The organism is Pseudarthrobacter sp. SSS035 (assembly GCF_023273875.1).
GTDB lineage: Bacteria > Actinomycetota > Actinomycetes > Actinomycetales > Micrococcaceae > Arthrobacter.
In genome coordinates this window covers 2,912,523-2,935,780 of sequence record NZ_CP096882.1, presented here as the reverse complement: position 1 = coordinate 2,935,780, position 23,258 = coordinate 2,912,523, and the positions used below count along the sequence as shown (strand labels likewise).

23 protein-coding genes are annotated in these 23,258 nt (G+C 66.0%); 7 read left to right on the top strand and 16 right to left on the bottom strand.

The window, feature by feature from the left end; translation table 11 throughout:
- Window positions 1-4: 4 nt before the first annotated feature.
- Window positions 5-610 (top strand): TetR/AcrR family transcriptional regulator, encoded by a 606-nt coding sequence (locus tag MUN23_RS13530; protein ID WP_248758956.1) that lies wholly within the window; start codon window positions 5-7, stop codon window positions 608-610.
- Window positions 611-649: 39 nt separating this feature from the next.
- Here the strand turns inward: MUN23_RS13530 and MUN23_RS13525 are convergent, their stop codons facing one another.
- Window positions 650-1,057, bottom strand: coding sequence for a VOC family protein (locus MUN23_RS13525; RefSeq protein WP_248758955.1), 408 nt, complete (start codon window positions 1,055-1,057; stop codon window positions 650-652).
- A gap of 156 nt (window positions 1,058-1,213) precedes the next feature.
- Window positions 1,214-3,316 carry a phenylacetic acid degradation bifunctional protein PaaZ gene (gene paaZ, locus MUN23_RS13520; RefSeq protein WP_248758953.1) on the bottom strand — a complete coding sequence of 701 codons (2,103 nt, stop codon included), beginning with the start codon at window positions 3,314-3,316 and terminating at the stop codon, window positions 1,214-1,216.
- A 132-nt stretch (window positions 3,317-3,448) separates the two neighbouring features.
- On the opposite strand from paaZ, the gene MUN23_RS13515 reads away from it, so the two are divergent.
- Window positions 3,449-3,964: a PaaI family thioesterase gene (locus tag MUN23_RS13515; RefSeq protein WP_371875908.1), complete on the top strand. Its 516-nt coding sequence runs from the start codon at window positions 3,449-3,451 to the stop codon at window positions 3,962-3,964.
- Window positions 3,965-3,984: 20 nt separating this feature from the next.
- Here MUN23_RS13515 and MUN23_RS13510 read toward each other — a convergent pair whose 3' ends face one another.
- From MUN23_RS13510 to MUN23_RS13500, 3 genes are read right to left on the bottom strand one after another with little or no spacing between them, the layout of a single operon-like run.
- Window positions 3,985-6,639: a hypothetical protein gene (locus MUN23_RS13510; RefSeq protein WP_248758951.1), complete on the bottom strand. Its 2,655-nt coding sequence runs from the start codon at window positions 6,637-6,639 to the stop codon at window positions 3,985-3,987.
- Between the two features lie 22 nt (window positions 6,640-6,661).
- The gene (locus MUN23_RS13505) at window positions 6,662-6,910 is read right to left on the bottom strand and encodes a hypothetical protein (RefSeq protein WP_248758950.1); all 249 of its coding nucleotides are present in this window, start codon (window positions 6,908-6,910) and stop codon (window positions 6,662-6,664) included.
- Window positions 6,907-7,602, bottom strand: a complete 696-nt coding sequence (locus MUN23_RS13500) for a tyrosine-protein phosphatase (protein WP_248758949.1) — start codon at window positions 7,600-7,602, stop codon at window positions 6,907-6,909. Before MUN23_RS13500 ends, MUN23_RS13505 begins: the two co-directional genes overlap by 4 nt.
- A gap of 198 nt (window positions 7,603-7,800) precedes the next feature.
- On the opposite strand from MUN23_RS13500, the gene MUN23_RS13495 reads away from it, so the two are divergent.
- Window positions 7,801-8,631, top strand: coding sequence for an SGNH/GDSL hydrolase family protein (locus tag MUN23_RS13495; RefSeq protein WP_248758948.1), 831 nt, complete (start codon window positions 7,801-7,803; stop codon window positions 8,629-8,631).
- Window positions 8,632-8,714: 83 nt separating this feature from the next.
- Here MUN23_RS13495 and MUN23_RS13490 read toward each other — a convergent pair whose 3' ends face one another.
- The 6 genes from MUN23_RS13490 to MUN23_RS13465 form a co-directional block, all read right to left on the bottom strand.
- On the bottom strand, window positions 8,715-9,323 hold the full coding sequence (locus tag MUN23_RS13490; protein WP_248758947.1) for a GNAT family N-acetyltransferase: 609 nt from the start codon (window positions 9,321-9,323) through the stop codon (window positions 8,715-8,717).
- A gap of 9 nt (window positions 9,324-9,332) precedes the next feature.
- Window positions 9,333-10,193, bottom strand: coding sequence for a 3-hydroxyacyl-CoA dehydrogenase family protein (locus tag MUN23_RS13485; RefSeq protein WP_248758945.1), 861 nt, complete (start codon window positions 10,191-10,193; stop codon window positions 9,333-9,335).
- The gene (locus MUN23_RS13480) at window positions 10,190-11,014 is read right to left on the bottom strand and encodes an enoyl-CoA hydratase/isomerase family protein (protein ID WP_248758944.1); all 825 of its coding nucleotides are present in this window, start codon (window positions 11,012-11,014) and stop codon (window positions 10,190-10,192) included. The genes MUN23_RS13485 and MUN23_RS13480 overlap by 4 nt, the downstream gene beginning before the upstream one ends.
- Complete coding sequence (locus MUN23_RS13475; RefSeq protein ID WP_248758943.1) at window positions 11,014-12,225, bottom strand: thiolase family protein; 1,212 nt, start codon at window positions 12,223-12,225, stop codon at window positions 11,014-11,016. The genes MUN23_RS13480 and MUN23_RS13475 overlap by 1 nt, the downstream gene beginning before the upstream one ends.
- A gap of 92 nt (window positions 12,226-12,317) precedes the next feature.
- Window positions 12,318-12,980, bottom strand: a complete 663-nt coding sequence (locus MUN23_RS13470; protein ID WP_248758942.1) for a pentapeptide repeat-containing protein — start codon at window positions 12,978-12,980, stop codon at window positions 12,318-12,320.
- Entirely contained in the window at window positions 12,980-13,438 is a 459-nt protein-coding gene (locus MUN23_RS13465) for an SRPBCC family protein (RefSeq protein WP_248758941.1), read from the bottom strand. The genes MUN23_RS13470 and MUN23_RS13465 overlap by 1 nt, the downstream gene beginning before the upstream one ends.
- A 130-nt stretch (window positions 13,439-13,568) precedes the next feature.
- On the opposite strand from MUN23_RS13465, the gene MUN23_RS13460 reads away from it, so the two are divergent.
- Window positions 13,569-13,742, top strand: coding sequence for a CsbD family protein (locus tag MUN23_RS13460; RefSeq protein ID WP_058931408.1), 174 nt, complete (start codon window positions 13,569-13,571; stop codon window positions 13,740-13,742).
- A gap of 110 nt (window positions 13,743-13,852) precedes the next feature.
- Window positions 13,853-14,611, top strand: coding sequence for a dienelactone hydrolase family protein (locus MUN23_RS13455; protein WP_248758939.1), 759 nt, complete (start codon window positions 13,853-13,855; stop codon window positions 14,609-14,611).
- Between the two features lie 269 nt (window positions 14,612-14,880).
- On the opposite strand, the gene MUN23_RS13450 is transcribed toward MUN23_RS13455, so the two are convergent.
- The 5 genes from MUN23_RS13450 to MUN23_RS13430 all read right to left on the bottom strand — a co-directional run bounded on the left by MUN23_RS13450 (window position 14,881) and on the right by MUN23_RS13430 (window position 21,610).
- A complete protein-coding gene (locus MUN23_RS13450) occupies window positions 14,881-16,341 on the bottom strand; it encodes an amino acid permease (protein ID WP_248758938.1) in 1,461 nt (486 codons plus the stop codon).
- Between the two features lie 187 nt (window positions 16,342-16,528).
- Window positions 16,529-16,912, bottom strand: a complete 384-nt coding sequence (locus MUN23_RS13445; protein WP_248758936.1) for a Rieske (2Fe-2S) protein — start codon at window positions 16,910-16,912, stop codon at window positions 16,529-16,531.
- Window positions 16,909-19,425, bottom strand: coding sequence for a nitrite reductase large subunit NirB (gene nirB / locus MUN23_RS13440; protein WP_248758934.1), 2,517 nt, complete (start codon window positions 19,423-19,425; stop codon window positions 16,909-16,911). Before nirB ends, MUN23_RS13445 begins: the two co-directional genes overlap by 4 nt.
- Window positions 19,425-19,772, bottom strand: coding sequence for a molybdopterin oxidoreductase (locus MUN23_RS13435; RefSeq protein WP_104060431.1), 348 nt, complete (start codon window positions 19,770-19,772; stop codon window positions 19,425-19,427). Before MUN23_RS13435 ends, nirB begins: the two co-directional genes overlap by 1 nt.
- A gap of 125 nt (window positions 19,773-19,897) precedes the next feature.
- Window positions 19,898-21,610 carry an ABC-F family ATP-binding cassette domain-containing protein gene (locus MUN23_RS13430; RefSeq protein WP_248758933.1) on the bottom strand — a complete coding sequence of 571 codons (1,713 nt, stop codon included), beginning with the start codon at window positions 21,608-21,610 and terminating at the stop codon, window positions 19,898-19,900.
- Between the two features lie 220 nt (window positions 21,611-21,830).
- Here MUN23_RS13430 and MUN23_RS13425 point away from each other — a divergent pair, with 220 nt between their 5' ends.
- Together MUN23_RS13425 and MUN23_RS13420 are read left to right on the top strand one after the other, a co-directional pair.
- On the top strand, window positions 21,831-22,346 hold the full coding sequence (locus MUN23_RS13425; RefSeq protein ID WP_248758931.1) for a histidine kinase: 516 nt from the start codon (window positions 21,831-21,833) through the stop codon (window positions 22,344-22,346).
- The gene (locus MUN23_RS13420; RefSeq protein WP_248758929.1) at window positions 22,346-23,209 is read left to right on the top strand and encodes a DUF4097 family beta strand repeat-containing protein; all 864 of its coding nucleotides are present in this window, start codon (window positions 22,346-22,348) and stop codon (window positions 23,207-23,209) included. Before MUN23_RS13425 ends, MUN23_RS13420 begins: the two co-directional genes overlap by 1 nt.
- Window positions 23,210-23,258: the final 49 nt, after the last annotated feature.

Sequence of the window (23,258 nt, the reverse complement as noted above, 5' to 3'; positions counted from 1 at the left end):
CGGTATGCCCACTACAGCAGTCCCCAGCAAGCGCGGCCGTCCCGGTTACGACCAGCAGTCGGTGCTGCTCATCGCCGTCGACGTCTTCAACCGGCACGGCTATGACGCCACGTCCATGGGCATCCTGGCCGAGAACCTGGGCATCTCGAAATCGGCCATCTACCACCACGTGCCGTCCAAGGGCGACCTCCTGAGGCTCGCCCTGGACCATGCGCTCGGCGGACTGGAATCAATCCTCGAACAGCCCGGGGCGCAAAGCGGCGCGGCGGACGCACGGCTGGAATTTGTCCTGCGTCAGACCGTGGCCGTGCTGGTGGAGCGGCTGCCGTTTGTCACGCTGCTCCTACGGTTGCGGGGCAACACTGACATTGAGCGCGACGCCCTGGAACGCCGTCGCGCGTTTGATCACGAGGTGGCCGCCCTGATTTCCGCAGCCCGCGACGAAGGCTCGCTGCGCCAGGACATCGATCCGCGCACCGTCACGCGCCTGCTGTTCGGCACCATCAACTCAATCGTGGAATGGTACAAACCGGGCGGCTCCCTCACGCCGGAAAAACTGGCCGACGACGTCATCACCATCGCGTTCGACGGGCTCCACGCGCAGCACTAGGGAATGCTGCGGCCTGCTGAGTGCGACCTGCTGAGGCGGTCAGAGCTGGTATTCGGCCTGCATTCCCAACGTCTCATGAACGCAGAGGATGTTGTGCTCCGTGTCCATGAACCAGGCGCATTTCTCTGAGTCCGTGGTGCAGATGTGGTTCTCGGTCTTGAGGTTGGGCAGGTCGTAATCCTGGAAACGGACGCCCCTGGCCTCCATGTCCTGCACGATCCGCTCAATGTTGCGCACCTCAAAACTAAGGGCGGTGTGCTCGGAGTGCTTCCCGTCCGAGACCGGCAACAACTGCAGCATCGGGCCGCCGTCGCTACCGAGTAATTCGCTTCCATTGTCTGTCATTCCGCGGTGCGGGAGGCCCAGTTTTTCGGTGTAGAAACTGCGGGCGCGCGCTGCGTCATCGACGGGCAGGATGGTTGTGGCTGTGTTCAGGGCTAGGTTCATTTGGCCACCTCCTACGGTGGAAATTTTACGCCGCAGCAACCCGGAAAGATCCAAACGCTCTCTCACATAATGCGGGAAAACCCCCGACGCTCTCTCACCGGTGCGAGAGCGTCGCCGGAAAACGCACATTGAGTGAGAGAGCGTCCGGGGGTGGGGCTACTTTTCGACGAGGGTGAGGACGTCGTAGGTGGCCACGATCTCGTCGTTCTGGTTGGTCAGGAGCGCGTCCCAGGCCACCTCGCCGTACTCGTCGGTTTCGCGCGGGGTGATCTTCTTGGCCGTCAGGGTGACCCGGATGGAATCGCCGGCAGCCACGGGCGTGATGAAGCGGAGGTTTTCCAGGCCGTAGTTGGCCAGGACAGGACCCGGCGCCGGCTCCACAAACAGCCCGGCGGCCCAGCTCAGCAGCAGGTATCCGTGTGCCACGATGCCCGGGAAGAACGGGTTGGCTTCGGCCGCTTCCTGGTTGGTGTGGGCATAGAAGGTGTCGCCCGTGGAGTTGGCGAACGCGGTGATGTCCGCCAGTGACACTTGACGCAGGTCGGACCGGACGGCGTCGCCGATCCGCAACGAAGCCAACGACTTCCGGAACGGGTGCGTTCCCTCGGTCTCCACGGTAAAGTTCCGGTCCGCCCCGGCGTGCCAGAGGCCGGTCACGGCGGTGAGCATGTTGGGCGAACCCTGGATGGCGGTGCGCTGCATATGGTGCATGACCGAGCGGATGCCGCCCAGCTCCTCGCCGCCGCCGGCGCGGCCGGGACCGCCGTGGACCAGGTGCGGCACGGGCGAGCCGTGTCCGGTGGAGCTGCGGGCGTCCTCGCGGTTGAGCATCAGGACACGGCCATGGTGGGCGGCGATCCCGGTGACGAGTTCGCGGGCTACGGCCGGATCGTTGGTGCACACCGATGCCACGAGGGAGCCGCCGCCCCGGGCGGCGAGGCGGACGGCGTCGGGCAGGTCCTGGTATCCGATCACGGAGGCTACCGGGCCGAATGCCTCCAGCGAGTGGATCGCGTCAGTCTCCGCGTCAGCCCAGCTCAGCACCACCGGCGACATAAAGGCGCCGGCATCCACTACGCCCGTGGCGCCGCCGGCAGAGGTGACCGACGGCGAATCGAGCGTCCCGTACGCGAGCTCACCGCCGGCGTCGAGCATTGACTGCACCGCGGCGCGGACGTCGGTAAGCTGCTCGAGCGACGCCAAAGCGCCCATCGTGACGCCGTCGGCGCGGGGATCGCCCAGCACCACACGCTCATCCACGCGCCTGCCGACAGCGGCGATCACCGCCGGCACCAGCTCCTGCGGGACGATGGCGCGGCGGATGGACGTGCACTTCTGGCCCGCCTTGACCGTCATTTCGGTGACCACTGACTTGATGAACGCGTCGAATTCCGGGGTGCCCTCCATGGCGTCCGGACCAAGGATGGCGGCGTTGAGGGAGTCCGTTTCGGACGTGAACCGGACGCCGCCCTGCACCACGTTGGGATGCGATTTCAGTGACAGCGCGGTAGACGCGGAGCCGGTGAAGGCCACCAGGTCGCGGTAGTCCAGCACGTCCAGAAGGCCGCGGACAGAGCCGGAAATCAGCTGCAGCGAGCCCTTCGGCAGGATGTTGGATTCGATGATCGCCTTCACCACGGCCGCGGCCACGTACCCGGTGGGGGTGGCTGGCTTGACGATGGTGGGGACCCCGGCGATGAATGCTGGCGCCAGTTTCTCCAGCATGCCCCAGACCGGGAAGTTGAACGCGTTGATCTGCACGGCGACGCCAGGGATGCGTGTGTAGATGTGCTCGGCCACGAACGAGCCATCCTTGGACAGCACCTCCATGGGACCGTCCACCACTACCTGCGAATTGGGCAGCTCGCGCCGGCCCTTGGAGCCGAACGTGAAGAGGACGCCGATGCCGCCATCGATGTCGATCATCGAGTCGATCTTGGTGGCACCGGTCTGCGCCGAAAACGTATAAAAGTGCTCGCGCCGGGCGTTCAGGTACTGCGCCAGCTCCTTGAGCTTGAGCGCGCGCTGGTGGAAGGTCAGCTTGCCCAGTTCCGTCTGTCCCGTGGTGCGGCCGTAATCCACGACGGCGGCAAGGTCCAGGCCGTCGGTGCTCACCTTGGCCAGGACTTCCCCCGTGCTCGCGTCCCGCACGGGGACGGCGGAAGCTGCCGAACCGGCGTCGGGAGTCCACCAGGAATCCTGGATGAAACTGGGAACGGTCTGGACGGTGTCGACTGTGGTTTCTGCAGTGGTGGTCATCGTTGACGGGTCCTTCCAAGGCGGGGACAAAACGCGGCCAGGGCTTTACTGACCGTCCGTTCGGTAATATGTCTACAGTACATGACTGTGCCGTGCCGCACACTGGAAGTTCAGCCTCGCCAAAGGAGACCCATGACTGCACCATCCCCCGACGCTGCGCCGGACACCACCCCGGGCGCCACGCCGGTCGCCACACCGGTCGCCACACCGTGGAAGATCGTCCTCGGCGAGCTCGACGAGAAGATGGGCGTGAAGATCCTGGAGGAATCGGTCGAGCGCGTGGTGGCGACGATGCCTGTGGAGGGCAACAGGCAGTCGTTCGGGTTGCTGCACGGCGGCGCGTCGCTGGCGGTGGGCGAGGCGGTGGGGTCCTGGGCGGCCGTGATCCATGCCAGCACGTTGGGGAAAACTGCCGTGGGGGTGGACGTCTCCGCGACGCACCACCGCTCGGCGCGCGAGGGCCAGATCACCATCACCGCCACTCCCATCTACCTCGGCGGCACCCTGACCACGCACGAGGTCCTCATCACCAACGACGCCGGCCAGCGCCTCTGCACGCTGCGCATCACCAACCTGCTGATGAAGCCGAAGAAGCAGCCGTCCCACTCTCCGGTTGCTCTATCACCTAACGTCGCTATTCGACGCTGATGACGACGTTTAGTGATAGATCAACTTGGGGTGGGGCGCTGCCGCTTCCGCCGCCGCTTCGCCAACACCAGGAACACGCCGCCGACGGCGAGCGCACCAGCCGCCAGGCCGGCGAACAGAATCAGCCCGGATGCGCCGGTGTTGGCCAGGTTAGCGGCCCGGCTGTCACCCATCGGAAGTACGACGGCGGCGCTGTCACGTTTTGGGGGCAGCGCACCGTTCGCGGGTGGTACCTCCGCCGGCACGGCAGCAGCAGCAGCAGCAGGGAAAACTACCGGCGCCGGGGCATCAATGACGAACGTCGCAACGGCCGGGGCGGAAGCGATCCCATCAACAGCCTCCGTCACAGACAATGTATGCGTACCGAGAGCCAACCCGGCCGGGAACGGCACGCTCCATCCTCCGCCAGCTACAAGCACCAGCGGAGCCACGGTACGAGCCACAGACCGCGTCCCGGTTCCGCCCCCCGCGGTTGCACTGGGCAGGGGAATGCCGTCCATGGACACTGTCACCTCTGCGCCGCTAACGCCGCTTCCTGAAATGGTTTCCGGCAGGGCGTCCTGCCGGAGGTGTAGCCCGTTAGAGATGCTGGAAACGATTGGGGCCGGCGGGGTTACGGTAAATGTTCCAGTTGCGGGCGGGCTGTCGGCTATTCCGGTGTATGACAGCACTGCCGTCACGTCCACCCTCCCGAAGACGGCCGGGCCGGTCAGGGGAACTGACCAACGGCCCTCCGGTCCGACAAATGCGGACCCTGTCACGTCGCCTGTGAGAGTCACGGTGGCCCCGGGTGTTCCCGTGCCCGCAAGACTCTTCAGCTCTGGCAGCGGTGCGGCTGCCGGCGTCGTGATTGTGGGCGTGGAAAGGGAGGACGGAGCGACGATGGCAGTCAGAGTTGCGGCGCCCGAGCGGCTGAAACCGTTGACGGTTTCAGCCGCGAATGTAAAAGTTCCGGGCGCCTCAGGCGCTGTGAAGAACCAGTTACCTGCGGCATCCACCGGTACCTCGAGTGGCTGCTGGCCTGCCACCGTGATGCGGACCTTCGAATTGGCGGCCACGGTTGAAGCAGGCGCGGCGGCAACACGTCCTGTGACATCTGCCCCGGCAGCGAATGTCAGGTTCACGGGTGCAACGAGTTCGGGCTTGTTGAGGAACAGTTGGAGCTGCACTCCACCAGGGATCGTGGCCATGGAGTCCTGGAGGGTGGCGGCAATGGCCAGGGTCTGTGTTCCATTGAGACTTTCGGCTCCGGTGTGGGTTCCGACGGCAAAGTTGCCACTGATCCACGGGCCGCCGGAGTCGCCGCCGGCTGACTTTACCGACGTCGAATCGAAGGCGCGGACTGGCCGAAGGTCGTTGTCAAAGTTCGGAGGGACGCTGTTCCGTCCCGGCATCATCCAGATACCGACTGAACCAACGGTGCCGCACTTCCACCCCGTTGTGCGCCCGGACCGACACACCTCCTGGCCCTGGAACGGCGCCGTAGTGCCGATGATCCTGACCGGATCCGGGGTACGTGGGTTGCCCCACGTGGTGGCAGCCGGCTGAAGGTTGAGCCCGGGGGCGATGTCCTGGATGACAGCGATGTCGGTGCCCACACTGGATCCGCCCGCCGTGGCTGCCGAGTTGTTTGGACCACCGAACTGGCTGAAGCCGAAAGTGCCGAGCGGGGCCAGTATCGACGGGCGCTGAATAGCGGACCCGCCAGCCGGAGCGGAGGTGGGGGGTTCGATGCCGGCGGCTTTGGCTAAGCCGTCTTCGGCGCAGTGTCCGGCGGTCAGGACCAGCGGCAGTCCGGTGGGGCTGTACGCGCCAAAGCCCGCCGAGCAAATGGCCATGTTGTCAATGAAGTAGCCCTGTCCGCCGAAGATGTCATCTTCCGTCTTGATCGCGGCGCCCTTTTCCAAATGAACGTTGGCGTAGCGCGCCACGAACTCGGCGGGCGTCACCTTCCCGGGGGCTGCAGACGACGACGGCGATGCAGACGCCGTCGGGGCCGTCTCTGTCGGCGCACTGGCGGTTGGGGCGGGGACCTCTGATTCCGGGGTGTTGACGGACCCTGCGCGGATCACAAAGTGCCCATCGGTGTAGGAAACGGCCTGAAGGCCTTGGACTCCGACGTCCCGGACGTAGGCCTGGAACAACTGATCTAAATCCCCCGCAACCAACGCCGGCGTAGCGGGTGCAACAGGTGCGGGAGGACCCACCAGCACAAAATCAGCCGGACCGGGATGGTTCAGCTCATTCACCCTTGCCTGTAGGGCAGGGCCGCCGCCTTCGACCAGGATTTTGCCGGCATTCAGGCTGATACCCACATAGCCCGGCAGTAACTTCAAGGAGCCCGCGGCGTCTGCTGCCCGCCGGCTCAAAGCGCCGGCAGCGTTGAATTCCGTCAGGCTCATGCCGAGGTCACGAAGAACCGCTTCCGAGAGGCCCGCAGCTGAGGGGCCGACCCACGTCGGGACCTCTGTCCCTGTCGATGGTCCAGCTGACGTCTCAGCCGGTGATCCGGCTGCCGGCACTGCCACTGCCGCAACGGCAGGCGAAGCAACCGGAGGCGGCTCAACGACCGGCTGCTCAACCGCGGGCTGTTCAACAGCCCAGGCCGGCACGGCCCCGAGCCCCACCGAAAGTGCCACTCCGGCAGCCGCTGCTGCCGCAAATACGCGTTTCAAACTATGTGCCGTCGCTTTCGTTCTATTCATCTGCATCGCTCCGCCGTGCCATATACGCGGCCACCACCGCGGCCAGGCACAAGACTGCCCCGCCCACCATGAGGAAGATCTGGCCCGGGAGCCACCCGCCGTCGACGGTCCCGTCGCCGAGCCCGAAGTTCTCCTCCGTAGTCCCGAAATCTGAAGCGAGGACGGCCCAGAACGGCCCGGCGACAAGCATCACCACTCCCGCCACCGCGAGCGACGCCGCCACGTACTTCATGGAATTCATGGCGCCACCCGGCTGCCGAGCAGGCTCAGGACAGCGCCCAGATCGGCCTCGGACAGGCCGTTGCGCAGCAGGAAGGTGCGGGTGTCCAGCTCCCGGACAAACTCCACCACGGCCCGGCCGCGCCGCTCCAGCAGGGGTGTCAGGTCGGCGTCGTCGATGTAGCGTTCGCCAGCATGGGGCGGGCCGTGCGTCCGGAAACGTTCGTTGATGCCTCGGGCGGCTTGGGCGTAGCCGTCCGCAATGAGCTGGTCCGGGTCGCCGGCGAGGTCCTGCAGCATGGCCGCCACCATGCCGCTCCGGTCCCGTCCCGCCGCGCAGTGAATGACGATGGCACCGGCCTCGGCTGCCGCGACAGCGCGGAACACCGCCACGAACTTCTCCGGGTAGAGCCGGACGTTGTGCAAATAATGGGCGGGATCATTGAGGTACGGTCCGCAGACAGCGGTGAACCGCGGATCATCGGGTTCTTCAGTGGGTGCGGCGACGATCGTGACGCCGGACCAGGCCGCTTCGGTCACCGCAGGGTCGGTGTCCCGGCGCTGCGCTTCACGGGAGTTACGGAGATCAATCACGGTGCGGACGCCGTCGTCGTACGCCTGCCGCCAACCTGCCTCGGTGAGCCATTCGCGGCGCCCCATCCGGTAAACCCGGCCGGCAACGTGCCAGGCATTCACGGCTCCGTCCCAGCTCACGGCTCCCCCTGTCGTCTCCACCCGGACAGCTAACCACACAGCCGCCACCGCCCGCACGCGATGGGCAGGTACCGGACAGTGTAGCGGCGCAGAAAATCGAGTACTCCGGGCCCGTGACCTGCCTTTGAGCGAGGCGTACGGTGGCTGTTACATGCCTGTGTTAGTTACTCAAATAGATAGTCAAAAGGGGAAAATTCAATGGCACGTTCTGGAGTACGACGACGACGCTCGGCTTTTGCGGCCGGCCTCGCCACCATGGCAATGGCTTTGGGCTTCACGGTCATCCCGGCCGAAGCGGCGACCACGCCACGAATCGACTATGTGGCGCTGGGCGATTCCTACGCCGCGGGGCAGGGCGCGGCACCTTACACAGACCGGACCTGCTTTGTGAGCCGTAAGGGATACCCGGTCATTGCGGACAACCTCCGGGGACTGGAGCTAACGGCGAATGCAGCTTGCTCGGGGTACACGATTGGAGCAGTTGCCGGCAACCTCCCGGCCAGCCTCGCCGGCGCCGAGATCATCACGATCACCGTCGGCGGTAATGACCTCGACACTACGGGTTTGTTGGCCACCTGCTTCGCAGCTCCGGATGCATGTCTGGGGGCCGCTGCAGTTCGTGCTGCAATGCTTCAGGACGCACGCGACAATCCCAGCACAAGCGCACTCGTGCAAGGCTTGGCTGGCCTTAGCCTAGCGGTCGACGCGCAGGCACCTGGCGCACGAATCGTGTTTACCGGCTATCCGATGCTGTTTGATCCGACCTTTCCGGATCCCCGGGCAGGCGTGGTCAATCAACTGACTGCTGGGCTGAACGATGTTATCCGCTTGACCGCACTTGGAACTGGTGCTGAGTTCGTCGATGTCGCACCGGCCTTCGCAGGCCATGGCATTGGCTCAGCCGAGCCCTGGATCAACTTCAATGCCGCCACCATTCAGAATCCCGCCAATTTCCACCCCAACGGAGAGGGCTATCGGCACGGCTACTTTGCATCATTGGCCAGCCAGGGTGCCTTCAGTCGGAACTAGCCCCTCCCGAGTTTTTGTCCAGATAACGCCACTTTGCCCTCGGCTGAGGCGTTTATCTGGACAAAAACTCGGAGATCCGGCCGTCACGCGTGCTTGGCGAGTCGGTGCTCCAGCCCGTTCCGGACCATCGGCCACTCGTGCTCCAGGATAGAGAACACCACGGTGTCGCGCAGGACGCCGTCGCTGGTCCGGCTGTGGCTGCGCAGCACGCCGTCCTGCTTCGCACCCAGCCTGGCGATCGCTTCCCTGGATTGGTGGTTCAGCCAGTGCGTACAAAACTCCACGGCCACGCAGCCCAGGGTTTCGAACGCGTGCCGCAACAGCAGCAGCTTGGAGTCAGGGTTGGTGCCGGTGCCGTGGACCGACGCGGCGTTCCACGTGTAGCCGACCTCCACCCGGGGCGTGCCGGCGTCGATATTGCAGTAAGTGGTCATGCCGATGATCCGGCCCGGGCCGCCGGTGGCAGGATCGATCAGCCGGGTGGTGAACGGCAGCATGGACCCCTGCTCCTGCATGGCCAGCCTGCGGTCGATCTCCGCCGCCATCCCGTCCGGCGCCGGGACGGAGGTGTACCAGAGCTTCCACAGCTCGCCATCCTGTGCGGCCGCCACCAGGCCGTCATGGTGATCGTGCTTCAGCGGCTCAAGAATCACGTGCCGGCCGGTCAGGGTGATGGGTTCAAAGAGGGTCACCCGGAAATCCTACTCAGCCCAGTCGAAGAATCCCTTGCCCGTCTTCCGTCCAAGCTCTCCGCGGGCCACCTTATCCTTGAGGATCTGCGGCGGTGCGAACCGCTCCCCCAGCGTGGAATGCAGGTACTCGGCGATGCCCAGCCGCACGTCCAGGCCCACAATGTCCGTGGTTCGCAGCGGCCCGGTGGGGTGCTTGTAGCCCAGCACCATCGCGGCGTCGATGTCCGCCGCCGACGCCACCCCCTCCTCCACCATGCGCATCGCCTCCAGCGCGATGGCCACGCCCAGCCGTGACGAGGCAAAGCCGGGTGCGTCATTGACGACGACGGCGGTCTTACCGAGTGCCTCGACCCACCGTTTCGCCGCCTCGGCCAGATCCGGGGACGTCTGCTCGCCGAGCACCACTTCGATAAGCGTGGAGGCAGGAACGGGGTTGAAGAAGTGCAGGCCGAGGAAGTTCTGCGGCCGCCTGAGTTCGCGGGCCAAGCCGTTGACGGACAGTGACGACGTGTTGGAGGCCAGGTAGGCGTCGTCGGCCAGGCGCTCCTCGATGCCGCGGAGCGAGGTGACTTTCAGGTCCCAGTCTTCGGGAACGGCCTCCACCACCAGCTGGCGGTCCTTGAAGTCGTCGTAATCGACCGTGATGGCGAGCCGCGACACCATCTCATCCAGGTTGCCGTCAGTGGCTCCGCGTTCGATGCTCTTGGCGGCGGCGGATTCCACGCGTTCCCGGGCGGCTTCGGCGGACGCTTCATCGCGCTCCACCACCAGGACGTTGGCCCCGTTGATCAGGAAGGCGTGGGCGATCCCCGCGCCCATGCGGCCGCCGCCAAGGACGCCGACGGTGGAGGGAAGGTTCGGGTTCGTCATGGTTTCTTCTTCTCTGATTTCTTGTCGAGGAAAGCCTGCATGCGGTCAAACTTGGCCTGGGATTCAAAAAGGATCCCCTGTGCCAGCTGGTCAATCAGCGGGTGGGCTTCGGCCGGAGCGTGGAACACGGACTTTGTAATCCGCACGGCCAGCGGGTCCTGGCGGCCGATCCGGTCCGCCAGGTTGTGCGCGGCATCCATCAGTTCCGGTGCCTCGTGGATTTCGGTGATGAGGCTAGCGGCCAGAGCCTCCTCGGCGCGGAGGACCAGGCCCGCGAGCAGGATCTGCTTGGCCAACGGCTCCCCCACTAGCACCTTGAGGCGCCAGCTTGCCCCGGCCGCAGCGAGGATCCCCAGCCCTGTTTCGGGGTTGCCGATCCGGACACTGGGCGTTCCGATCCGGAAGTCTGCGGCGTAGGCGAGCTCGGCGCCGCCGCCCAGGCAGTACCCGTCCAGGGCGGCAATGACCGGCATGGGCAGCTTCGCGATCCGCACGAAAATAGTGGAATTGATGCCCTGCAACGCATCATCGCGGCGCCGCTCGCGCAGCTGGGCGATGTCCGCACCCGAGGCAAAGACGCCGTCGACCCCTGCAATGATCAGGACTTTGGGATTCTGCTCCAGCGCAGCGCAGACCACGTGCAGTTCGTCCACCATCTGCTGGTCGATGGCATTCCGGACTTCCGGTCGGTTGAGGAGGACCACCACGCGGTCCTCACGCTCCTCGACCAGGAGCGTGCGGAAGTCGCGGGTGCTTAAGTGTCCGTTCGCGCTTTCCGGAGGGGTGCTTAAGTGTCCGTTCGCGCTTTCCGGGGCGGGCATCAGATGCGCTCCAGCAGCATCGCGGTGCCCTGGCCGACGCCGATGCACATCGTTGCCAGCCCGATCTTGGCGTCCTCGCGTTCCATCCGGCCCAGCAGGGTGATGGCAATCCGTGAGCCGCTGGAACCGAGCGGATGCCCCAGACTGATGGCGCCGCCGTCGTTGTTCACGGTGTCCGGGTCCAGCCCGAGCCGGCGCATGCTCGCGAGCGACTGCGTGGCGAACGCTTCGTTAAGCTCGACGGCGCCCAGGTCACCAGCGCTGAGGCCGCTCCGTGCGAGCACTTTCTGCGTCGCCGGGACCGGGCCGATGCCCATGATTTCGGGTTCGCAGCCGGCTGAGGCGCCGTCGATGATCCGGGCCCTCGGCGTCAGGCCCAGCCGGGCGATGGCGGCCTCGGACGCGACGATGATGGCCGAAGCGCCGTCGTTCAGCGTGGACGAGTTCCCGGCCGTGACCACGGACCCGCCCGGAACCACGGGGCGCAGCCCGGCGAGGACCTCCAGGGTGGTGCCGGCCCGCGGGCCTTCGTCAGTGTCCACCACCGTTTCGGCCTTGCGGGACTTCACCGTCACCGGGACGATCTCGTCCCTGAAGCGCCCTGCGGCAATGGCGGCGAGGGAACGCTCGTGGGAGCGGACCGCGAAGGCGTCGGCGTCCTCGCGGGTGATGCCGTCCACGCGTGCCACTTCCTCTGCGGTTTCCGGCATGGAGTAGGTCATCTTGCCGTCCCGCGCCAGCTGGCCCTTCTGGAACAGCGGGTTGACGAAGCGCCAGCCGATAGAGGTGTCAAAGATCCGTCCCGGCTTTGCGAACGCCGTGGCGGGCTTCTCCTGGGCCCACGGCGCGCGGCTCATGGACTCCACGCCACCGGCGATCACCACGTCCGCGGCGCCGGACTTGATCATGTGGCTGGCCTGGATGATGGCGCTCAACCCTGACGCGCACAGCCGGTTAACCGTGATGCCCGGGATGTGGAGGGGAAGCCCGGCCAGCAGGACTGCCATCCGGGCCACGTTGCGGTTCTCCTCGCCAGCGCCGTTTGCGTTGCCCAGGATGACTTCCTCGATACTGTCCGGGTCTAGGCCCGCACGGGACACGGCCTCCCGGATCACCAGTGCAGCCAGATCATCAGGGCGGACCGCCGATAACGCACCGCCATATCTACCCACGGGAGTGCGGACGCCGCCAACAAGAAAAGCCTCGACCATAAGAACAAATCCTTTACGCCAGGGAGCCGGAATCTTCGGGGCCGTCCAGTGACCGCCCTATTTACCGACCGTTCGTTCTATAAAGACTACACTCACAGGACAAGGACGCCGAGGTGCCCGGCCAGGAGCGGCGCCAGCAGGCTCAGCTGATAGTCGTCGATCACCACGCCGGCCAGGCTGCCGAGGCCGCTGATGGTCCGGAAATCCGTGCCGCGAAGATCAAAATCCTTCAGCCGCGAGCCTGTGAGATCCAGGGTGCCGATAGTGCAGTTCTTCAGCGCCACGCGCGTCCCGGAGGCGGAACCGAGGTCCAGTTCGTTGATGATGCAATCGCTGATGACAACGTCCGTCAGCTTGGACCCGCGCAGATTCAGGAAGTCCAGCTTGCCGCCGTCAATCCGGACCGACTGCCAGCCCGTCTCATACAGCTCAGCCGAGCCCAGCCGGGGATTGTTCAGCTGCACGTCCCGCCACGTGGAGCGGGCGGCCCGGAACACCGGCGCGTACAGCTCGGACAGGATACAGTCCCGGAACGTGGCCCCGCGGAGCTGGGTGTCATTGAAGGAGACGCCCTGGAACTCACACTCGGCAAAATCCGTGCCGCTCAGCTCCAGACCATCGGCGACCGCCCGGCTGTACCGGACGCCGTCGTACCTTTCACCACGCTGGAAGTCCGGGGCCGGATCATCCGTGACATCCTGCAGGCTGACCGGCGAGAGCCGGGGAGCCGTTACCTTGGGGGCCTTTGCCGCCACTAGAGCGATTCCGCTTTGGCGGCGATTTCCGCCAGGTCCTTAGCGAGCGCCTTGCGTGTCATGCTCATGCCCAGCTTGCCGAAGAGGGTCATGCCGACCTTGCTGAGCAGGGTGGGCTTGACGACGTCGGCGCCGAAGGTCAGCGTCAGGTCCGTCCCGCCGTCGCGCTCGGCCAGGCTGAAGCGCGACGTGTAATCGGCGCCGCCCTGGAGGGCCTTGACCGTGGTGCTTCGGGGAGGATCGGCCTGCGTCACCCACATCTCCACAGTTTCCGAGCGGCCCATCATGGTCCGCGTTTCCTTCCAGCGCGTTCCCTCGCCGTAGGGCCCGTCGCTGAGCATCTGCACGGCGTCGATGCCGGACAGGGTGGAGGCGGAACCCGGGATGTCCGAGATGACCGCCCAGACCTTTTCCGGCGTGGCATGAATGTGCTGGGTCAGGCTTGTGCTGTGTTCCATGCATCGAGCCTAGCCGGGGGCACTGACATTCGACAGGCCGCCGGAAATCGGGTCCCTGAAATGGTAAGCATGCTTTGTGTTAGGCTGAAAAAGCATTGTCAGATCACGGGAACGAAAGGCGGCCAGACTCATGGGCCTCGGAGATAAGATCAGCAACGAAGCAGAGCACCTGGGCGGCAAGGCCAAGGAAGCGGCCGGCAACGCCACGGACAACGACAAACTTAAGGCCGAAGGCCAGGCGGACCAGGTCAAGGCTGACGCCAAGAAGGTCGGCGAAAACGTCAAGGACACCTTCAAGGACTAGTCCTTCCACATTCGAGCGGCGGCGGATTCCCATGGGGGATCCGCCGCCGCTCTCGCGTCCGCCGACCGCGTCGATGGAGGGGATCGAGGGGCGGCGGCTACCCTTGGCCCATGACTTATGTGGACCTGAGTGCCCAGAGTGCCGCTGCCGGCGGTTCGCCTTCGCTCGGCGGATATCTCGCCACGCCTTCCGGGCCAGGTCCGTTTCCCGCGGTCCTGGTGATCCACGAAGCCTTCGGGCTGAACGACCTCGTTCGCGGGCATGCAGACCGGATGGCCCGCGCCGGGTACCTGACGCTCGCGGTGGACCTGTTCAGCGACGGCGGCCCGCGCCGCTGCCTGGTCAGCACCATGCGGAGCATGCTCCGGGGAAGCGGCCGCGCGTTCACCGACCTCGCCACCGCCCGGTCCTGGCTGGCCACGTCGCCGCTGTCCACCGGCAAGACCGGGGTGATCGGGTTCTGCATGGGCGGCGGATTCGCGCTGCTGGTGGCCCGCGACGGCTTCGACGCGGCCTCGGTCAACTACGGCCGCCTGCCCGGCAACCTCGAGGAATCCCTCCGCGGCGCCTGCCCCATCGTGGCCAACTTCGGCGGCCGGGACCTCACCCTTAAGGGCGCGGCCGGCAAGCTTGAAACCGCCCTGGACAACCTCGGCATCGAAAACAGCGTCAAGGAATTTCCCACCGCAGGCCACGCGTTCCTCAACGAAATCGACCTGGGCCCGGCGGTTTTCCGGCCGCTGATGCGGGTCATGGGCATCGGACCTGACCCGGAGTCCTCCCCCGAAGGCTGGCAGCGGATCGAAGACCACTTCGCCCGGCACCTCAAGAGCGTGGACGCCAACCGACCTCCATCGGTTGCTCCGTAGGCGCCCTTTTCAGGCCCCATAACGGCCCAGGGCCCACGCCTGGGCCCACGCTACCGAGGGGCCCCAATCGAGCTTGCGAGATTGGGGAGGTAGCGGGGAGGGTTCCCTGGCCGAACTTGTGAGGCGAGGGAGCCGGTGGGGATCAATCGATGGGGGTTTCGACATGCTCCGCCGACGACGACGGCGGGCCGCCCCCGAAAGGGTGACCCGCCGACGTCGGAGTTCTCAGCGTCCGCCCGCAGAGCGTCCGGCTGCTGAGGCGAAAAGACCTAGCAGAAGAGCTCGCTCTTGGGCTCGTTGTGCTTGACCTTCTGCCAGCCCAGCCACAGCACCAGTGCGAAGAACGGGATGGTGGCCAGGGTCCAGAGACCGAGGTGGAATACCTCGCCGGTCTTGCTGGTCATGGTGTCGAAGCCGATGAGCACGGTGATGGCCAGCAGGGCAATGAGTCCGGCCCAGCTGCTCCAGGTTCCGCCGGGCGCGGGCAGGGAGGAGACCTTGCCCTTCTTGTGGCGCAGCGCGATCTGGCTGGCGAAGATGGCGCCCCAGGTGAAGATCACGCCGATCGATGCGGAGTTGAGCGCGAGGTCGAAGGCGTGTGAGCCGCCCAGCCAGATGTTCAGCAGGATGCCCACGAGGTAGACGGCCCCGATGGCCAGGATGGCGGCGTACGGCACGTGGCTCTTGGACATCCTGGTCAGCCACTCCGGGGCGTGCCCGTTGTTGGCCATGGTCCGGAAGATCCGGCCGATCGAGTACAGGCCCGAGTTGCAGGAGGACAGCGCGGCGGTGATGACAATCATGTTCATAACATCGCCCATCCACCCGAGGCCCATCTGCCCGAACACTGTGACGAACGGCGAGGTACCGGCCACGTACTGGTCCGAGGGCAGCAGCATCGCCAGGAGGGTCACGGAACCGACGTAGAACACCACGATGCGGAAGACGACGGCGCGGATCGCCTTGGGAACTTCCTTGGCGGGGTCCTGCATTTCGCCGGCCGTGATGCCGACGAGTTCAATACCGTTGTAGGCGAAAATCACGGCGTTCAGGACCAGGATCATTACCAGCGCACCCTTGGGGAACATTCCGCCTTCGGCTGCGAAGAGGTTGTTCACCGAGGCGTTGCCGTCGCCCACCTGGGCGTTGGTGACCACCATGAAGGTGCCCACGGCCAGGAAGATCATGATGGCGCCGACCTTGAGGCAGGAGGCCCAGAATTCAAATTCGCCGAACGCCTTGACGCTCATGAGGTTGACGCCCACGAGCAGCAGCAGCGCTGCGATGGCGCTGAGTTCGACCGGCACGTTGGGGAAGAAGAACTGGAAGTACAGTCCGATCGCGATGAGTTCGGCGATGCCGGTCATGGCCCAGTTGATGAAGTACATCCAGCCGGACAGGTACGCGCCCTTCTTGCCGAACATCTCACCGGCGTAGCTGACGAAGGAACCCGACGTCTGGCGGTACATGATCAACTCGCCCAGGGCCCGCATCAGCAGGTAGGCGATGACGCCGGCAATGGCGTAAGAGAAGATGAGGGCGGGGCCAGTGGAGGCCAGGCGTCCGCCGGCACCCATGAACAGGCCGACGCCGATGGCGCCGCCCATGGCAATCATGGTGACCTGGCGGCCGGTCAGGGACTTCTTGTAGCCCTCGGCGCTGAGGGTGGAGTCGACGACGGCGGATTGCGCCGTCGGGCTCACGAGTTCTGTGGGGGTACTTTGAGGCACAACAATTCCTTGTGGGTAGGGGATTGGCCGGCACCCTTGGCAGGGACATCTCCATCCCGAAAATTCGGTTTCTTGATGCTTCAAGGAATTTTCTGTATGGAAAGTCACAGTACGTCGAAGTTCGCGCGGCCTGTCTATCCTACAAGACTCAAACCGCAGCAAGTGACGCGGGCTACACCCAGCCGGGTTAAGCCAAACTATTGCCACCGATGTGGGGACTTTGCAGAACAATGTTCTGCTCAGCATTTTCCACAACGCTGTACGTGCGCAGAGGTTCGGCACCGGTGCTGGAGCAGCCGGTTTCCAGGCTGAACGCGTGCTGGTGCAGCGGACACAGGACCACGTCCCGGTCGATGGTTCCGTCCGCGATGGGACCGCCCCGGTGGGGGCAGACGGCGGACAGCGCGCGCAAACTGCCGTCCCGCAGCCGGAAGACGGCCACCTGCTCGCCGTCCACCCCGAAGGCCCTCCCCTCACCGAACGGGATCTGGTCCACCGGGCCCAGGATGTGGCTGGTGGTGCTGACGGGTTCGGTGCTGACGGACTCGGTGCTGATCGGGTCGGCGCTCATCGGACCGGCACCTGGGGCAGGACCGTGAGCGGCAGGGAGGTGCGGAACTGGCCCGGTGTGAGTGGATCGTCGCGTTCGCTCCACGGGTCCGCGTAGCTGTCCACGGATGCCTGCATGGCGGCGTCCAGTTGCGCGGCGACACCTTCGGAATCCTCCACGATGACGGCGCGGAGATGCTCGATGCCCACCCGCGGCACAAAGGAGTACGTCCGTTCCAGCCAGTTGGCCTGCTCGCGGTAGTACTGCATGAACCGGCCGGTGAGGACCTTCACCTCGTCGGGGTCGTCCACGGTGGCCAGCAGGTCGCCCTTGCGGATGTGGGCGCCCGCCGCTCCCCCGACGTAGAGTTCCCACCGTCCGCCCTCCACAGCCACCACACCCACGTCCTTGACCAGCGATTCCGCGCAGTTCCGCGGGCAACCGGACACGGCCAGCTTCAGCTTGGCCGGCGACTCGATGCCCTGGAACCGGGACTCGATCTCGATGCCCAGCTTCGTGGAATCGCCGGTGCCGTACCGGCAAAAATCCTTGCCCACGCAGGTCTTCACCGTGCGGAAGCTCTTGCCGTAAGCGTAGCCGGACGGCATGTCCAGGTCCGCCCACACCTGCGGCAGGTCCTCCTTGGGGATCCCCAGCAGGTCGATCCGCTGCCCGCCGGTCAGCTTGATCAGGGGCACGTTGTGCTTTTCGGCGACGTCGGCGATTCGGCGCAGCTGCTGCACCGACGTCACACCACCCTTCATCTGCGGGACCACGGAGAACGTGCCGTCGCGCTGGATGTTGGCGTGCACCCTGTCGTTGATGAAGCGGGCGTCGCGTTCGTCGATGTACCGGTCCGCGAGCATCATTTTCAGCAGCGAGGCCAGACCCATCTTGGACTTCGCATCCTCGGCGCTCCCCGGAGCCAGGGCCGTGAACACCTGGGACACGGAGCGCAGGCCCTGTTTCCGGATGGCGGCCATCAGGGCCGGCTTGTCCAGCGGGATCCCGGGCACGTAGTAGCTGGCCGCCGGATCCTCCTCCACGGCGCCGTCCGCTGCCCATTCCACGACCTGCCGGACCAGGAGTTTGCAGGAACCGCAGCCCTTGCCGGCCCGGGTGGCATCCATGGCGCCGGACACCGTGGAGCAGCCGCCCTTCACAGCGGCCACGAGCGCCCCCTTCGAAACGCCGTTGCAGTTGCAGACCTGGGCGCCGTCGTCGAGCTCGGCCACACCCACCGCCTCACCCGGCCCGCCGACGTCGAACATGAGGGCGATCCGTTCGTCGGGCAACGGCAGCCCGCGGTCGTAGGCCTGCGTCAGGTAGGCCACCTTCCGGCTGTCGCCCAGGAGCGTGGCGCCAACCATTTTGTTGTCGCGGACCACGATGGACTTGAAAATGCCGCGGCTGGGCTCTGAGAAGACGATGTGCTCGTCGGTGTCGAACTCGGGACCGTGCAGTCCCATGGATGCGACGTCGACGCCGGCAACCTTCAGCTTGGTGGCGGTCCGCGAGCCGAGGTAGGCCGAGGATGTGTCGACGCCGGTCACGTGGTTGGCAAGCACCATGGCCTGTTCCCACAGCGGCGCCACCAGCCCGTAGACCTCGCCGCGGTGCTGGACGCACTCCCCCACCGCATAGATATCGTCTTCGTCTTGGACCCGCAGCCGGTCATCCACCACAATGGCCCGCTCCACCGGCAGCCCGCTCAGGACGGCCACGTCCACGTTCGGCCGGATGCCCGCGGCCACCACCACCATGTCGCAGGCGATGTCCTCCTGGTCCCGGAGGCTGACGCCGCTGACCATGTCCCTCCCGAGGACGGCAGTGGTGCGGCTGGACGTGTGCACTCGGATACCCAGGGCCTCCACGCTCCTGCGCAGCACCGCGCCGCCGTCGGGCCCCATCTGCGCATTCATGAGGTGCCCGCCGGAGTGCACCACCTCCACATCGATCCCGTGGCTTTTCAGGCCATAGGCCGCCTCCAAACCAAGCAGGCCGCCGCCGATCACCACCGCCCGCCGGTGGTGCTCCTGCTGCGCATGCTGGACCATCCGTCGGGTGTCATCGATGGTGCGGAACCCGAACACACCGTGCTTCACGGACCCGCCAGGTGTGTACAGCCCGTCCATCGGCGGCATGTGGGAGCGGCTCCCGGTGGCGATGATGAGGGTGTCGTACGGTGTCACGCGGCCGTCATTGGAAAAGACGTGCTTCGTGAACTTGTCGATCCGGTCAACCCGGACCCCGGCGTGCAGCGTGATGCCGTTCTCGCGGTACCAGGGCAGGGAGTTCAGGAAGATGTCGGCGTCGCTTTCCTCGCCGGAGAGGACGTGGCTGAGCATGATCCGGTTGTAGTTGCCGTACGGCTCGTCGCCGAACATGGTGATGGTGAACTGCTCGGCGCCGCCGCGGGCCAGGATCTCCTCCACGGCCCGGGCGCCCGCCATCCCGTTGCCCACCACCAGCAGCCGACGGCGCGGCGCGGCACCTGAGTGCCTGCCTTGCGGCCGCTCCAGCACGCTGGTCATCAGTGCTCCACCATGCCGAGGTCCACCACCACGGATCCCCCAACACCATCCGGGGCGGCAAGATAGAGCTCCACCACCGATCCGCCGTCGATGTCCTCCACCACCCGCAGCGGCACATGCACATCACTCTTGGCGCCGATTGGGAAATAGCGCATGGGCACGCCATTGCGCATCAGCACCACCGTGATGAGTTCACTGCTCGAGTTGCCGCCCCGGAAATACAGCGTCTGGTTAATGACGCCGTCAGGAACGTAGTGCGAGAGTTCGCGGTGGATGGGGACGGGTTTCTCCAGCCCGGTGCCCACAAACGGGAAGATGCCCTGCAGGAAAAGGTTCTTGGTGATCACGGACAGATCCTTTCGGCCGGCGGGAGACTGCCATAGGCCTATCTTCCGCCGCCGATGTTTCCGCCGGCCGGTCGGTGCGTAACTTTTCCTTTGCGCAAATCTCACCGTTTGCGGGCATGGCGGAGTCAGGCCGGAGCCAGCACGCCCTTGTCCATCGAGTACCGGATCCAGCGCCCGGCGTCGTCCGTCCGCGAGGTCTCGCTCTTCTTCGCGCACCGGGCAAACCAGTCCCGGAGGGCGCGGTCGTGGCTGACCATGACCAGGGTCCCGGCGAAGCCGGCGAGCGCCTCCTCGAGCTGCTCCACCAGGACCGGCGCCAGGTGGTTGGTGGGTTCGTCCACAATCAGTGTGCCGTAGCCGCCCAGCAGCAGCCGGGCCAGGGCAAGCCTGCGCTGCTGGCCCGCGGACAGGCTGCCTACCGGGACGTGGAACTCGCTGGTGCGGAACAGCCCCAGGCGCAGGAGTGCCTCGGCGTGCTCGTCGATGTTGCCGCCGAGGCCCGCCGCGAAGGCCGGCAGCAGGCGGAGGGTGGGCCGTTGCGGCAGTTCGAGTTCCTGCTGCAGGTAGCCAATCCGCGCAGGCCGCTGAACGAGTCCTTCGGTGGGCTCCAGGGTTCCCGCCAGCACGGAGAGCAAGGTGGATTTGCCGGCGCCGTTCGGGCCGGTGATGAGTATCTTCTCGCCCGTGCCGGCCGCGAAATCAGTGACGCCCAGGCGGCCGGGAACCGCGACGCCGCGGGCCACGAGGACCGCCGAAGCCGCCAAGTCGTAATCGTCCCCGGATGCGGTGGTGGCCACGGAGGCACCCGAAGGAGCCTCCGGTTCCACGGCCAGCTCCGCCGCAAGCCGCAGCGGCACCGGCGGGCGGTCAATGGGGCTCGCTTCCAGCCGACGGAGCCGTTCCTGCGCGTTGCGGACCTTGCTGGTGGCCGCTTTCTGCCAGGTGCCGGCTTTGAAGTCGAAGCCCACCTTGTCATTGTCGCGCTTGCGGGCATAGCCCATCCTGTCGGTGACGGTGTCCGCCTGCCGCTGCTCGGCGTCCATCGCGTCGATCCACTCGTGGTACTGCTGGACCCAGCGCTGGCGTTCGGCGGACTTCTCGCGGAGGTAGCCGTCGTAGCCGTTGCCGTAGCGGGTCACGGCCAGGCGCTCGGCATCAACCTCAATCACTGTGCTGGCCACTTTGCGCAGCAGCACACGGTCGTGGGACACCACCACCACTGTGCCGCGGTGTGCCGCCAGCCGGTCCTCCAGCCAGGCGGTTCCCCGGGCATCGAGGTGATTGGTGGGTTCGTCCAGGAGCAAGATGTCCGCCGGATCGGCCAGGACACAGGCCAGCGCCACGCGTTCCTGCTCGCCGCCGGAGAGCGACCCCAGCGTCCGCTTCCGGTCCAGGCCGCCCAGGCCCAGCCGGTCCAGCGCCGCCTCCACGCGGGATTCCGCGGCGTAGCCCTCACGCAGCTGGTACTCGGTCTGCAGCCGGCCGTAGGTTTCAAGCTCGTCGTCCTCGGCATCGGCGAGGCCTGCCTCCAGCCGGTCAAGCTCGGCTTCGAGGGCGCGCAACGAGGCCAGGGAAGCGTCGACGGCGGCTCCCACGGTGAAGGATTCGGGCAGGCCGTGCGTCTGGGCAAGGTAGCCCACGCGGCCGTGGCTGGCCACAGTTCCTTCGTCGGGCGCTTCCAGCCCGGCCAGGATCCGGAGCAGCGTGGATTTGCCGGCGCCGTTTTCGCCGACGATGGCAACATGCTCGCCGGCCGTGATGACCAGGCCGATTCCGTCGAGCAATTGCCGGTCGCCGTAGCCGTGGGAGACGCCGGAAAGGTTCAGGTGTTCAGTCAAGGTAAGTCCTCGCAGGATTCCGCAGTGTGGCCGCAGGAGCTGGTGCTCGACGGCGGCCCTGGATTCGGGGAACAGTCCGGCATTGCCGGGCTGTTGCTCAGGACTTCATCGCTCCAGCTTCCCCGTCGGAAGCCGCAGCGTCAAGCCGGGACACCACCGGCGACACCACTTTTCAATAGACGGTCTTGACGCGACACCACTCTGACGTCAGAATGGTGTCATGCAATTGAACCAGTACGTTTCCACCGTCCAGCAGCAGCTGGGCGTCGCCGCCGAAGCCGGCGGCCCTGATGCCAGGGAACTCAGCGACCGCCTTACCGCCGCGCTCGAGTCCACCGTCCGGCTCGTCCTCCTCGAAGCCCTCTCCGACGCCGCCAGCGAGATCACCCTCGAGCTGGCCCCGGCGTCGGTGGAAGTACGGCTCCGGGGGCGCGATCCGGAATTCGTGGTCACCAGCCCGCCCGCCGCCAGCGACTTCGAAGCGGTGACGGAACGCTCCGGCCAGCCGCTTCGGCAGGCCCGGGAAGAGCTCGACGGCGGCAGCACCTCCCGCACCACGCTCCGCCTTCCGGACCACCTCAAGCTGCAGGTCGAAGTGGCGGCGGGCGTCGAGGGCCTGTCGGTGAACTCATGGCTGATCCGGGCCGTCGCGGACGCCCTCAACGGGAGCATATCCCCCCAACGGACCAATCGCCGCGATCCCGGCGAGCAGCACTTCACAGGATGGGCACGCTGATGACAACCTTCCAGACCCCCCAACCAATCGCCGTCGTGGTGGACGTGTCCGTCCGTGCCGACATTCTTGTTGTGGCCGGCAACCGCACCGACACCGTGGTCAACGTCCGGCCCCGCGAAGCAACCCGGGCCCTGGACATCAAGGCGGCGGAGCAGACCACCGTGGACTATACGGATGGACGCCTGCAGGTAAGGCTGCGTCCGCAGCGCCGCCACACCTGGTTCAGCGACGGCGGCGCCGTGGACATCGCAGTTGAAGTGCCCATCGGCTGCAGCCTGGAGTTGAAGTCCGGAATGGGCGACCTCCGCTGCGAGGGTGAATTCAGCTCCGCCGAACTGAAGACGGACCTGGGCCACGTCCACCTCGACCACTCCACGGAACTCCGGGTCCACACGGGCATGGGCGACGTGACCGTGGAACGCGTCGCTGGCCGGGCCGAAATCAAGACCGGCTCGGGCAAGATCCGGATCCGTGAAATCGATGGGACCGCCAGCGTCAAGAACGGCAACGGCAGCACTTACATAGTGGATGCCGCTGGTGAACTCAAGGTCAGTGCCGCCAACGGGGACGTCTCCCTGGAACGCGCCGGCGACTCCACCACCATCAAGGCCTCCAACGGCGACATCACCGTGGGCGAGGTGGCCCGCGGAACCCTCACCCTCCAGACCGCTGCGGGTTCGTTGGCCATCGGCGTCCGCGAAGGCAGCGCCGCATGGCTGGACCTCAGCACCAAGTACGGTCGCGTCCGCAACGGACTCGATGCCACCACCGGGCCACGCGAGACGGACCCCAAAGTGGAGATCCGCGCCCGCAGCGCCTACGGCGACATCACCGTGCGGCGCTCCCCCGTTCCCACGGCGTAACCCCGGATAAAACCGGAAAACCCAGGGAAGGCCCAAGCAGCACCCAAAA